11 protein-coding genes are annotated in these 12651 nt (G+C 67.2%); 9 read left to right on the plus strand and 2 right to left on the minus strand.

The window, feature by feature from the left end; all coding sequences use genetic code 11:
* Positions 1-174 precede the first annotated feature (174 nt).
* Positions 175-1359, plus strand: coding sequence for a M20 aminoacylase family protein (locus tag VHA82_RS13590; RefSeq protein WP_325544508.1), 1185 nt, complete (start codon positions 175-177; stop codon positions 1357-1359).
* Positions 1349-2320 (plus strand): ornithine cyclodeaminase family protein, encoded by a 972-nt coding sequence (locus VHA82_RS13595; protein WP_325544510.1) that lies wholly within the window; start codon positions 1349-1351, stop codon positions 2318-2320. The genes VHA82_RS13590 and VHA82_RS13595 overlap by 11 nt, the downstream gene beginning before the upstream one ends.
* 12 nt (positions 2321-2332) lie before the next feature.
* Here VHA82_RS13595 and VHA82_RS13600 read toward each other — a convergent pair whose 3' ends face one another.
* Positions 2333-3301: a LysR substrate-binding domain-containing protein gene (locus VHA82_RS13600; RefSeq protein WP_325544512.1), complete on the minus strand. Its 969-nt coding sequence runs from the start codon at positions 3299-3301 to the stop codon at positions 2333-2335.
* 107 nt (positions 3302-3408) lie between these two features.
* On the opposite strand from VHA82_RS13600, the gene VHA82_RS13605 reads away from it, so the two are divergent.
* From VHA82_RS13605 to VHA82_RS13615, 3 genes are read left to right on the plus strand one after another with little or no spacing between them, the layout of a single operon-like run.
* Positions 3409-4077: a haloacid dehalogenase type II gene (locus VHA82_RS13605; protein WP_325544514.1), complete on the plus strand. Its 669-nt coding sequence runs from the start codon at positions 3409-3411 to the stop codon at positions 4075-4077.
* Positions 4078-4099: 22 nt separating this feature from the next.
* Positions 4100-5719 (plus strand): ABC transporter substrate-binding protein, encoded by a 1620-nt coding sequence (locus VHA82_RS13610; protein WP_325544516.1) that lies wholly within the window; start codon positions 4100-4102, stop codon positions 5717-5719.
* Positions 5716-7020 carry an NAD(P)/FAD-dependent oxidoreductase gene (locus VHA82_RS13615; RefSeq protein WP_325544518.1) on the plus strand — a complete coding sequence of 435 codons (1305 nt, stop codon included), beginning with the start codon at positions 5716-5718 and terminating at the stop codon, positions 7018-7020. Before VHA82_RS13610 ends, VHA82_RS13615 begins: the two co-directional genes overlap by 4 nt.
* Here VHA82_RS13615 and VHA82_RS13620 read toward each other — a convergent pair.
* Entirely contained in the window at positions 6989-7657 is a 669-nt protein-coding gene (locus tag VHA82_RS13620; protein ID WP_325544519.1) for a haloacid dehalogenase type II, read from the minus strand. The two genes, VHA82_RS13615 and VHA82_RS13620, sit on opposite strands and share 32 nt — an antisense overlap.
* Positions 7658-7852: 195 nt before the next feature.
* Between VHA82_RS13620 and VHA82_RS13625 the strand changes: the two genes are divergently transcribed.
* From VHA82_RS13625 to VHA82_RS13640, 4 genes are all read left to right on the plus strand, one after another.
* Positions 7853-9604: a dihydroxy-acid dehydratase gene (locus VHA82_RS13625; protein WP_325544520.1), complete on the plus strand. Its 1752-nt coding sequence runs from the start codon at positions 7853-7855 to the stop codon at positions 9602-9604.
* A 3-nt stretch (positions 9605-9607) separates the two neighbouring features.
* Positions 9608-10534: a glyoxylate/hydroxypyruvate reductase A gene (locus VHA82_RS13630; RefSeq protein ID WP_325544521.1), complete on the plus strand. Its 927-nt coding sequence runs from the start codon at positions 9608-9610 to the stop codon at positions 10532-10534.
* 103 nt (positions 10535-10637) lie between these two features.
* Complete coding sequence (locus VHA82_RS13635) at positions 10638-12038, plus strand: aspartate aminotransferase family protein (RefSeq protein ID WP_325544522.1); 1401 nt, start codon at positions 10638-10640, stop codon at positions 12036-12038.
* A gap of 5 nt (positions 12039-12043) precedes the next feature.
* Positions 12044-12631 carry a cupin domain-containing protein gene (locus tag VHA82_RS13640; RefSeq protein WP_325544523.1) on the plus strand — a complete coding sequence of 196 codons (588 nt, stop codon included), beginning with the start codon at positions 12044-12046 and terminating at the stop codon, positions 12629-12631.
* Positions 12632-12651: the final 20 nt, after the last annotated feature.

Consider the following 12651-nt stretch of genomic DNA (forward strand, 5'->3'; position numbering starts at 1 on the left):
GCATTGGAGCACCGCGCCGCAAACGTTGTGTGGCGAACGCATGGCGGCGGATGATCAAAACTGCGGTTTTGGGCTGGGGCGGCGGCATGGTCTGCGGCGCTTCCAATGAGACGGGCGAGACGCCAAGTTCGTCCTAGCGCGCGTGCGGCCCGAGGCCCGAGGATCGGGCCCCAGATGGACTCCGAACGACTGCACGGCGAGATTGCCGACCTCCTTCCCGGGCTCGTCGCCTTCCGGCGCGACCTGCATGCCAACCCCGAGATGGCCTTCGAGGAGCACCGCACGTCGCGGCGCGTTGCCGACGAGCTGCGCGAACTGGGGATCGAAGTGCACGAGGGCATCGCGGGAACCGGCGTCGTCGGTGTGCTGCGCAGCGGCGAGCCGACCCGCATGGTGGGCCTGCGCGCCGATATGGACGCCTTGCCGATCCTCGAACAAGGCGATCGCCCGTACGCCAGCCGCATTTCCGGTGTCCACCATGCCTGCGGCCATGACGGCCACACCGCGATGCTGCTCGGCGCGGCGCGCCACCTCGCGCGAACGCGCGATTTCGACGGCGCGATCGCATTCATCTTCCAGCCCGCCGAAGAAGGCCGAGGCGGCGCGCGCGAGATGGTGAAGCAAGGATTGTTCGAGCGCTTTCCTTGTGAATCGGTCTACGCCCTGCACAACTGGCCCGACCTGCCGGTGGGCGTTGCCGCCACGCGGCCGGGCGCGATCATGGCCGCGGCGGATCGTTTCGACATCGTCGTGCGCGGCAAGGGCGCGCACGCGGCCTTGCCGCACCAGACGCCCGATGCGGTGCTTGCAGCGGCCGAGCTGGTCTCGCAGCTGCACACGATCGTGTCGCGGCGCGTGCCGCCCACGCAGAACGCGGTGCTGTCGGTCACGCGCATCAGCGGCGGCCAGTCGCACAACGTGCTGCCTTCGGCCGTGGAGCTCACCGGCACCGTGCGCAGCTTCGATGCAATCGTCCAGGACACCATCGAACGCGCGGTGCGCGACATCGCCGCCGGCGTGGCGCTGGGCACGGGCACGACCATCGAAGTGCAATACGTCCGCTACTACCCGGCCACCGTCAACAGCGAGAAAGAGGCGGGCTGCGCACTCGAAGCCGCGCGGCGGGCGGGGCTGCAAGCCCGGGTCTCTCCGTCGCCTGCCTTCACCTCGGAAGATTTCGCGTTCATGTTGCGGGAGCGGCCGGGCGCCTACCTCTGGCTGGGGCAGGCGGGGGCTCAGGGTTGCGTTCCCTTGCACCATCCGTCGTACGACTTCAACGACGACGCACTCGCGGGTGGCGTGAAGTGGTTCGTCGCGGTGGCACGTCTTGCACTGGAAAGCGCACGCGATGAGAAGTGAAGCCACGTTGCTCATGATCGACAGGGACGCGGTGAATGCGCTGCTGGACCCGGCCGATGTCACAGCCGCCGTGCGCGAAGCGTTCCTGCTGCACGGGCGGCGCGAAGGCCGCGTCTTTCCCGTGGTGCGCGAGAAGCTCGCAACGGGCGGGATCTTCGGGATCAAGTCGGGCGACGTGCCGTCGAAAGGCCTTCTCGGATTCAAGGCCGCCGGCTTCTGGCCGGACAACCGGCAACGCGGTGGCGAGCCGCACCAGGCGACCATCCTGCTGTTCGACCCCGCCACCGGACGCCCGCTGTGCGTGATCGACGGAAACGCGATCACGACGGTGCGCACGGGTGCGGCGGGGGGCCTGGGCCTGCGCACGCTGGCACGGCCGGACAGCAGCCGGGTCACCGTATTCGGCGCCGGGGTGCAGGCCGCTTCCCAACTGCGGTTTGCACTGCGCACGCTGCGGCGCCTCGAGACCGTCCACTACGTTTCCGTCAACCGCGACACGGACGCCGCGTTCGAATCTCTGTTCCGCGCGCAATGCGACATCCGCTGCGCGCATGACGCGAACGCAGCCGTCGCCGAAAGTGACGTGATCATCACAGCGACGCCGGGCGGCGGACCGCTCTTCGATGCTTCGGCCATTCGCCCAGGCACGCACCTCAACTGCGTCGGCGCGGATACGGCGGGCAAGCGCGAACTGCCCGCGGGCGTCCTGGAGCGCGCGCGCGTGATCGCAGATGACCGTGAACAGGCTTTGCAGCTCGGCGAGCTCCAGTGGTCGCGCGACACGCCGGTCATCGAACTTGGGCAGCTGTTGCTCGGAAATTCGCCGTTCGAACGCGGCGACGGCGACATCACCGTCTTCGACATGACAGGCCTCGCATTGCAGGATCTCACCGTCGCAAGGCTCGTCTACGCCCGCGCGCAGGCTCTGCACCTCGGCACGCGCGTCGCGTGGCCCTGGTGAGGCCCGAGGCATTCAGCTGCGGCGGACGGTGGCGCAACTTCGCGCGCGAAGGTCCAGGGCCGCATGGATCGAGTCGACCCGCGCGACATCCGATCTCATCTCCTCCACGATCCAGTCTCGCAATTGCGCGACGACGGGCCGCAAGGGCCGCGCGCCGGGATATGCGAGCACGCAGTCGCGATCCGTGGCTCGCACTTCATCGACGGCCGGGACGAGCGAACCCTCCAGCAGCCAGTGGGTCACGACGTTCACGTGGCCGAGCGCGACACCCTGCCCCAGCAGCGCGGCCTGGACAACGATCGCATAGTCCGAAAAGTCCAGCACTTTCGCCGCCCGCCGTCCTTCCTGCGCAAAGCGGTCGAAGCGGGCATACCAATCGCGGTCACCGCCGCTGATCGCGACCACGGTGTCTTCGACGGGGGAAGGCGCCCCCCGATGCGAATCGCGATACGCGGGGCTGCATACCGCCATGAGAAGTTCCGGCATGAGGAACGTGCTGTGATCGCGTCCGGGATCGCCTTGCGCGAGGTAGCGGATCCCGAGGTCGACGTCTTCCACGGGACCTTTCAGGAACGCGGGTACCAGCTTGAACCGCAGCTCGACATGCGGGAAGGCCTTCTGCAGGTCGGCCATGCGCGGCATCAGCCAGTGCGTCGTGAATGCGGTGGAGATCGACAGCGTGACGGTCTCCATGCCTGTCCTGCGCGCCTCGATCTCATCGAGCGCCGTCTCGATCCCACGAAATCCCTCGGCGATCCGCCGATGGAGGATCTGCCCGTCTTCGGTGAGCATGACGCGTCCCCCCGCGCGCTCGAACAACCTCACCCCGATGTGATCTTCCATTCGCGCAAGCATGCGGCTTACCGCCGGCTGGGTGACGTAAAGCTCCAGCGCAGCCTTCGTGAAATTGCCGCAGCGACCCGCGGCCTCGAATGCGAAGAGCGCATTCGCGCTGGGAAGCTTGCGGCGCAGGCTGTGCATGACCTGGTGTTATAGCGACTCCAACAATTCGTGGATTGCACGACCTTGCTGCGCCTCCTAAATTCGGCCGACCCCTTTGTCCATCTCATCACAGGAGCAACGCCAACATGACCTTCCGCCCCAAGTACATCACTTTCGATTGCTACGGCACACTCACCTACTACCCGATGCACCAGGCGGCATACGACATCTACGAGGGCCAGCTTGCGCCGCAGCAGATGCGCTCGTTCCTCGAGAGCTTCAACGACTACCGCTTCGACGAAGCCATGGGCGACTGGAAGCCGTACCTGGACGTGCTGCGCTCGTCGCTCGAGCGCGCGTGCAGGAAGCACAAGCTGGCGTATCGCGACGAGCACGCCCGCCGGATCCATGACCTCGTGCCGACCTGGGGCCCGCACGCGGACGTGCCGCATGCGTTGACGCGCGTGGGCAAGAAGATCCCGCTCGTCATCCTGTCCAACGCGATGAACGCGCAGATCCACTCGAACGTCGAGAAGCTGCGCGCACCCTTCCACAAGGTCTACACGGCGGAAGACGCGCGTGCCTACAAGCCCCGGCTTGCCGCCTTCGAATACATGCTCGACCAGCTCGGCTGCGCGCCGGAAGACATCCTCCACGTCTCGGCCAACCCGCGCTACGACATTTTTTCCGCGCACGAGCTCGGCATCGTCAACAAGGTGTTCGTCAACCGCGGCCACGAGCCATCGCCCAACGCCGCTTTCAGCCACGCCGAGATTCGCGACATCAACGGCCTTCCCGCCCTCGTGGGACTTTGATCGACCTCCAGGAGACTCGCCAATGGAAAACAACCACGTCCCGACCCTGGTCGGCGCTCATGAAAGCTCGCAGCTGATGAAAGAAGCCCTGAACCGCGGCGCAACCCGCCGGGACGTGGTTGCGCTACTCACGGCCGCGGGGATGCATGCCGCACTCGCCGGCAGCATGGCAACGGCAGCGGCGGCGGCGCACGCGCAGACGGCGCGCAAAGGCGGCCGCATCACAGTGGCGGGATCGACGGGGGCTGCGAGCGACACCCTCGACCCCGCGAAGCAGTCCAACGGGACCGACTACGTGCGCGGCTTCATGTTCTACAACGGCCTCACGTACCTGGACGGCAGCCTCACGCCACAGCCGCAGCTGGCCGAGGAATTCACGACCCGGGATGCGAAGACCTGGGTGTTCAAGCTGCGCAAGGGCGTGACCTTCCACGACGGCAAGCCGCTCAGCCCGCAGGACGTCATCTTCTCGATCATGCGCCACAAGAATCCCGCGACGGGCTCGCGCGCGAAGACGCTGGCCGACCAGATCGAGGACGTGGCGGCAAGCGGTCCCAACGAAGTCACGATTCGCCTTGCTTCACCCAATGCCGACCTGCCGGTGATCCTGGGCACGTATCACTTCCACATCGTCAAGGACGGCACGACGGACTTCAACGCCGGCATCGGCACCGGCCCGTACAGGCTGAAGGAGTTCCGGCCCGGGGTGCGCGCCATCGGCGTGCGCAACGAGGACTACTGGAAACCGAACCGGCCGTTCATCGACGAGATCGAGCACGTCGGCATCGCGGAAGAAACCGCGCGGGTGAACAGCCTGCTCGCCAACGAAATCGATCTTGCGCTGGCGATCGATCCGCGCTCGGTCGCTCGCGTCACGGCGAGCAGCCAGCACGCCATTTTCGAGACCAAGGCAGGGCCCTACACCGACCTCGTCATGCGCCGCGACAGTGCACCGGGGAACAATCCCGACTTCGTCCAGGGCATGAAGTGCCTGTTCAATCGCGGGCAGATGGTCCGCCAGATCATGCTCGGCCACGGCGTCGTCGCGAACGACCAGCCGATCCATCCCAGCATGCGCTTCTACGCGAAAGGCCTCAAGCAGCGTGCCTACGATCCCGACAAGGCCAGATGGCACCTGCAGCGGGCCAACCTGTCATCGGCGGCCATTCCCATGGTGGCTTCGCCGGTCGCTGCAGGATCCATCGAGATCGCGCTGATCCTGCAGCACGAGGCGCGCAAGGCCGGCGTCAACCTGGACGTGCGCCGCATGCCGTCGGACGGCTACTGGGCGCAGCATTGGATGAAGCACCCCATGGGTTTCGGCATGATCCAGCCGCGGCCTTCCGTGGACGTGATGCTGTCGCTCTTCTTCAAGTCCGATGCACCACAAAACGAGGCCGGCTGGAAGAACGAGAAGTTCGACCAGCTGCTGCTGGCCGCCAGGGGCGAGATCGACGATGTGAAACGCGGACGCATGTACGCGGACCTGCAATCCATCATCAGTGAGGAGGGCAGCCTCGCCATCCCCTACTTCATGTCCGCACTGGATGGGCACAACCGCAAGCTGCGTGGCTTGTCGCCGATCCCGCTGGGAGGCCTGATGGGGTTCAGCTTCGCCGAACACGTCTGGCTCGACGCATGACCGTCCGGCGCGTCGTCGTGATCGGCACCGGCGTCATCGGGCTCAACGTCGGTCTGCGGCTGCTTGCGCAGGGCATGCAGGTCGAGTTCGTCGATCCGAGCGCCCCGGGCAGCGGCTGCTCGCACGGCAATGCGGGCGTCATCGCGGTGGATGCCGCCGTCCCCATCGGCATGCCGTCCATGCTGACGGGGGCGGCGGGCTTCCTGCTTCGGCAGCAGGGGCCGATCGTGGTAAAGCCCGCTTACTTCGTCAAGGCGCTTCCATGGCTGATCCGGTTCCTGCTTGCATGCAGGCCGCACCGGGTGGAGCAGATTTCCCGAGCACTCCATTCGATCGCGCGATTCGCATTGGAGGACTACGAGCGTCTGTTCTGCGAACTCCGGATCGAGGACGACATCCGGCGCACGGGCGCGCTGATGCTGTATCACTCTCCGGCCTCGTTCGCAGGCGCCCAGGCCGCCATCGGACTGCGGCGCCGGCGTGGCGCCAACATCGAAATCCTGGACGAGCGGCACGTGCGGGACATGGAACCGGATGTCGGTCCCGTGCACAAGGGCCTCTACTTCCCGGACTATGCGTCGCTCGACAGCCCGGCGCTGCTTTGCCGGCGGCTTGCAGACCGGGCAACGGAACTGGGAGCTGCGTTCCATCGGGTCGCAGCGGACAGCATCGCCGTGGCGCATGGCCGCCCGCGCGCGATCCGTTGCGATGACGGTCGCGAACTTTCTCTTGATGATGCAGCAGTCGTCGTCGCCGCGGGCGCCTTCTCCAGGCGACTGGCTGCAGACGTAGGGTGCGACATCCCCCTCGATACCGAGCGGGGCTATCACGTCGAGATCGAGAACCCCGGCATCCGGTTCTCGAGACCGGTCCTGGTGTCGGACGGGGCGTTCTTCGCGTCGACGATGCAAGGGCGGCTCAGGCTTGCAGGCACCGTGGAGATCGCGGGGCTCGAAAGAAGCCCCGATTGGCGAAGGGCCGATGCGATGGTCGAAAGGGCGAGAGCCGCTTTCCCGCGATTGCGCGCGGCGCAGTGGACTCGATGGATGGGGTTTCGCCCGTCGGTGCCGCACTCATTGCCGGTGATCGGAGCGTCCACTGTCGTTTCGAATGCCTACGTCGCTTGCGGGCACGGACATCTCGGGATGACCCTGGGCGCCGTCACGGGTGCCCTGGTCGCGGACGCGATCCTCGGTCGCGAACCGAAGCTCGACCCGCGCCCCTTCGCACCGCGCGCGATGCGCGCCGTGGGCGGCGCGCGAACCGGTCCTAAAGCCCAACCAGCGCCGGCAATCCGTTGATGTCGCGGATCTCCGCGAAGCTGTAGGCGTCGTTGGGCCTCGGTTCATGGCCGCGGTTCACGAACACCTTGTCGACGATGCCCGCGTCGTGCGCGGCGAAGATGTCGTAGCGCGGATTGGCCGACACGTGCAGGACGTCTTCGGGCGCGCAGCCCAGTTGGTCCAGCATGTACTCGAAAGCCTGAAGCCGCGGCTTGTACGCACCGGCGTCCTGTGCCGTGTAGATCTTGTGGAAAGGCGCCCCGAGCTTCTCCACGTTGGACTGGATGTGCTCGTTCATGGCGTTGGACAGGATGACGAGCGGAATCTTCTTCGCCACGCGGGTGAGCGCGTGCGGCACGTCGGCGTGCGGGCCCCAGGTGGGAACCGCGTCATAGACCCGCTTCGCGTGCTCCGGACGGTACGCGAGGCCGTGCCGCTTGCACGCACGCTCCAGCGCGCAGTGGATGACCTCGAGGTAGGGCTTCCAGTCCGCCATCACTTCGTCGAACCGATAGTCGGCGAAGTTCTTGATGAACCCGTGCATCTGCTCGGGCGGCAACTGGCCTTCGTAGATGTCGTAGGCCACCTGGTGCATCGGGAAGTAGGTGAGCGTCCCGTAGCAGTCGAAGGTGATGTATTTGGGGCGGAAGGTCATGGCGGGCGTCTCCTCGAAAGGGTGTGGTTCGATGCAGGAATGCTAGGGTCGCGGGCGCCGCAGATGCTGCGGTTGTGCCCTCGGCTGACGCAGCAAAAGCCGGAAGTCCGGCGCGCGGACGCAGCGTTGTGCCGTAGACGACTCGCGCCAAATTCGTCCTAGCCCGCGCCATCGGCGCGGCGCGAGCATGCCGGGATGGACGACAAGCAATCGAAGAATCCCACGCTGCGCAGCGCCCGCTGGTTCCGCAAGGACGACCTCCCCGGCTTCGTGCACCGCTCGACGCTCGCGGCGGCCGGCTGGAGCCGCGAAGACCTGATGACACGCCCCGTCATCGGCATCCTCGACACCTGGTCCGAACTGAACCCGTGCAACCTGAACCTGCGCGCGCTGGCCGAAGAGCTCCGCACCGGCGTGCTGGAGGCGGGCGGCATCCCGTTCGAAGTGCCGCTGATGTCGATCAGCGAGAACATCGTCAAACCCACCTCATTCCCGTTGCGCAACCTGCTGGCGATGGAGGTCGAGGAAACGCTGCGCGGCTATCCCTTCGATGCGGTGGTGCTGCTGGGCGGCTGCGACAAGACGCAGCCTGCGTTGCTCATGGGGGCGGCGAGCGCGCGCATGCCGTTCGTGTTCCTCGCGAGCGGCCCGGCCACGCCGCGCTCCGCGGGCGGCGGGCCGCTGGCCAATGCCACCGGCGTCTGGCGTCTCGTCGACCAGTTACGCGCCGGGGATTCGCAGTGCGACTTCGCCGCATTCGAGCGGGACGTGATGGGGACCGTGGGCCACTGCGCGGAGATGGGCACTGCATCCTCGATGTCCGTGATCTGCGAAGCGCTGGGCGTTGCCCTGCCGGGCAGCAGCCTGGTGCCGGCCACGGACAGGCGGCGCAGCCACTTCGCGCGCGAAGCCGGGCGGCGTGCCGTGGGGCTTGCGGCAAGTGGCGGCCCTCGTCCGGAAGAGATCCTGGACGCGCGCGCGTTCGACAACGCAATCACGTTGCTGTGTGCGGTGGGCGGATCGACCAACGCGATCATCCACCTGCTGGCGCTGGCCGGCCGCGTCGGCGTCCCCTTGAGCCTGGACCGCTTCGACGCGATCGCCCGACGCGTGCCGCTGATCGCCAACGTGCAGCCGGCGGGCGAACACCTTACGGAGCGCCTGATGGCGGCCGGCGGCGTGCCCGCGTTGCTGAAGACACTCGCGCCCTTGTTGCACCTCGACGCCCCCACCGTGGACGGCCGCACCCTCGGGCAGATCGCCGAGGCCGCAACGGTGCTGGACCCCGAGGTGATCCGGCCCCTCGACAAGCCGGTCAAACCGGGCGAAACGCTGGTGGTGGTGAAGGGCAACCTCGCCCCCGACGGCGCCGTCATCAAGACGTGTGCCGCGGACCCGAAGCTGCGCCGGCATCGCGGCCGCGCGGTGGTGTTCGAAGACGTCCAGACCGTCGCGGATCGCATCGACGACCCCGCGCTCGACATCGACGAGGATAGCGTCCTCGTGCTGCGCAATGCCGGCCCGGTGGGCGCCGCGATGCCCGAGTGGGGCATGCTGCCGCTGCCGCGGCGGCTGATGGAGCGCGGCGTGCGCGACATGCTGCGCATCTCCGATGCGCGCATGAGCGGGACGGCCTATGGCGCCGCCGTCCTTCATGTTTCTCCGGAAGCAGCCGTCGGCGGTCCACTGGCGCTCGTGCGCGACGGCGACGTGATCGAGCTCGACGTCGCCCAGAGACGCCTGCACCTTTGCGTCAGCGACGAGGAGCTGGCCCGCCGGCGCGAAGCCTGGAAGCCGCCGCCGCGCAGGCATGTGCGCGGCTATCGCAAGCTGTACGACGCGCAGGTGGAACAAGCGCATCGCGGCTGCGACTTCGGGTTCCTCCGCGGCGCCGACATCGACACACTGCCCGAGGGCCTCTTCGACGGCTGGGTCGGGGGCTGGTAGGCGATGGCCGTCCTGTACCGCTCCGACGCGGCGCGCGGCGCTGCATGGGCACGCTTCTTCGCGGAACATGCACCGGACCTCGACTTCCGCGTCTGGCCCGACGCCGGGAACCTGGCGGACATCGAATACCTGATCGCGTGGCAGGCGCCGCCCGAATTCATCGCTTCCCTGCCCCGCTTGCGGGTCCTGTTCTCTTCCGGTGCCGGCGTGGACCACGTGGATTTCTCCGCGCTGCCGGCGCATGTGCCGCTCGTGCGCATGGTCGAGCCCGGCATCATCGATGGCATGGTGGAATACGTGAGCCTGGCGGTGCTTGCGCTGCACCGCGACTTCTTCGATTACGTCGCGCAGAAGTCGTCGCGCAGCTGGAATCCCATCGAAGTGCCGCCGGCTTCGTCACGCCGCGTCGGTGTGATGGGGCTCGGAAGCCTGGGCACCGCGGTGCTGGAGCGGCTGGCGGTCTACGGCTTTCGATTGCGCGGATGGAATCGCTCGGCGCGCACGTTGGCGGGTGTGGAAACGTTCTCCAGCGCCGAGCAGCTGCGGCCCTTTCTCGAAGGCTCCGACATCCTCGTGTGCCTGCTGCCGCTCACGGCGGAGACCCAAGGCATGCTGAACCGCGAAGTGTTCGCTGCGCTTCCTGCCGGCGCGTCGCTGATCAACGTGGGCCGCGGTCCGCACGTGGTCGATGCGGACCTGCTCGCGGCGCTCGACTCGGGACGCCTGTCACGCGCCATTCTCGACGTCACCGATCCCGAACCCCTGCCCGCGGGTCACCCGTTCTGGGGCCATCCGCGCGTGTTCGTCACGCCGCATGTGGCCAGCATGACGCAGCCCGAGACCGCCGCGCCGATCCTGCTGGACAACATCCGGCGACACCGGCGCGGAGACTTTCTTGTGGGGATGGTTGATCGAACGAAGGGCTACTAGCGGGCGCAGATTCTTCTTTTCACGCGCCAAGAACGGCATGGTCGTTCGCGTGCCACCCGCGATCCCGCATCACCGTCTGCGCACGCCGTCTAGGATTGTCCGCATGATCCCCACCGCTCAACTCTCCCTGAACGAATCGCTGGTGGCCCTCGACCGGGCGCACCTCGTGCACCCCGTCGCCAATTGGCGCGGCCACGAACAGCGCGGCGCGACGGTCCTCCAATCCGGACGCGGCGCATGGCTGCGCGACGCGGAAGGCCGGGAACTGCTCGATGCCTTTGCCGGTCTCTGGTGCGTCAACATCGGCTACGGCCACGAAAGCGTGGTGGAAGCCGCGGCGCGGCAGATGCGCAAGCTCCCCTACGCGACGGGCTATTTCGGCTACGCGAGCGAACCGGCGATCGAGCTGGCCGCCAAGCTGGTCGAAATCGCACCGGCAGGCCTCGATCACGTCTACCTGACTCTCGGCGGCTCGGAAGCCGTCGACGCGGCCGTGCGCCTCATCGTGCAGTACTACAACAGCACCGGCCGGCCGAAGAAGAAGCAGTTCATCTCGATCGAGCGCGGCTACCACGGCTCCTCTTCCACCGGGGCGGGGCTCACGGCGTTGCCCGCCTTCCACCGCGGCTTCGACCTGCCGCGGCCCGAACAGCACTACATCGCATCGCCTTACCCCTATCGAAATCCACATGGCGACGATGCGCAAGCAGTGATCGCATCGTCGGTCGCCGCGCTGCGCGCCAAGGTGAACGAGCTGGGCGCCGGGAACGTCGCGGCCTTCTTCTGCGAGCCCATCCAGGGATCGGGCGGCGTGATCGTTCCACCGGTCGGGTGGCTGAAGGCCATGCGCGAGGCTTGCCGCGAACTCGACGTCCTGTTCGTGACCGATGAAGTCATCACCGGCTTCGGCCGGACGGGCCCGATGTTCGCGTGCGAAGCCGAGGGCGTGTCCCCGGACTTGATGGCGGTGGCGAAGGGCCTCACGTCCGGCTACGCGCCGATGGGCGCCCTCCTGATCTCGGAGCGCGTCTACGCCGGCATCGCCGACGGCACGCCCGCAGGCGCCGTGGTCGGCCACGGTGCAACCTATTGCGCGCACCCGGTCAGTGCGGCGGTGGCGCTCGAGGTGATTCGCCTCTACGAGGAAGGCGGCATCCTGGCGAACGGCCAGCGAGTCGCACGCCATTTCGAAGCGGGCCTGCAGGCGATGTCGCATCACCCGCTTGTCGGCGAAGCGCGATCGCGCGGCCTGCTCGGCGCCCTCGAACTCGTGAGCGACAAGGTGGCGAAGACACGCTTCGATGCGGCATTGAATCTTGCGGACCGCGTTGCCGCGGCCGGATATCGCAACGGTCTCATCTTCCGCGCTTTCGGCGACGGCATCCTCGGCTTCGCGCCGGCGCTTTGCTACACGCCGGCCGAATTCGAGCAACTCTTCGACCGGCTGAATCGCACGCTCGACGAAGTCCTGGACCAGCCGGAAGTGCGCCGCGCCGTTTCCTGAAGAACATGGACACACCCATCAAGACCCGAAAGACCGTTGCGCTCGTCCTGAACCGGGGCGACGGCCAGCCCGTCACGACCGCCTTCCGTCGGACGGCCCTCGGCAGGGACGATCCTTTGGCTCGCCATCGCGAAGTTGCATGGGAAGGCCGCGGCGACATGGCCGCGGGCCGCGCCACCTTCATCGGGGAACTCGAGGTCGACCGTTACCCGCACACCGAGACGATCGTCGTCCTCGACGGCGAGCTGCAGTTGCGCGCGGAGGCGGACTTCGAACCGTCATCGCCGCCGCCGGCGCAAACACTCCTCGGACCGGCGCCGCGGTGCCGCAGCGACAACGTCTTCACCGACGACAAGACCCGATGCCGCGCGGGCACCTGGGATTCGACGGGTTATCACCGCATCGTGCGGCCGCATCCCGTCAATGAATTCATGCACCTGCTGGCCGGGAGCGTGCGGTTCGAGTGCGCGGATGGCACCGCCGTGACGGCGAATGCCGGCGACTCCGTGTACGTGCCCCAGGGCGAGCCGGTGGGCTGGGAGAGCACGCAACGCGTCGCCAAGTACTACGTCGTACAAACTGTGCAAGATTGAGCAAAGCCCCAGGTCGACAC

Source organism: Ramlibacter sp., assembly GCF_035548915.1.
Classification (GTDB): domain Bacteria; phylum Pseudomonadota; class Gammaproteobacteria; order Burkholderiales; family Burkholderiaceae_C; genus Ramlibacter.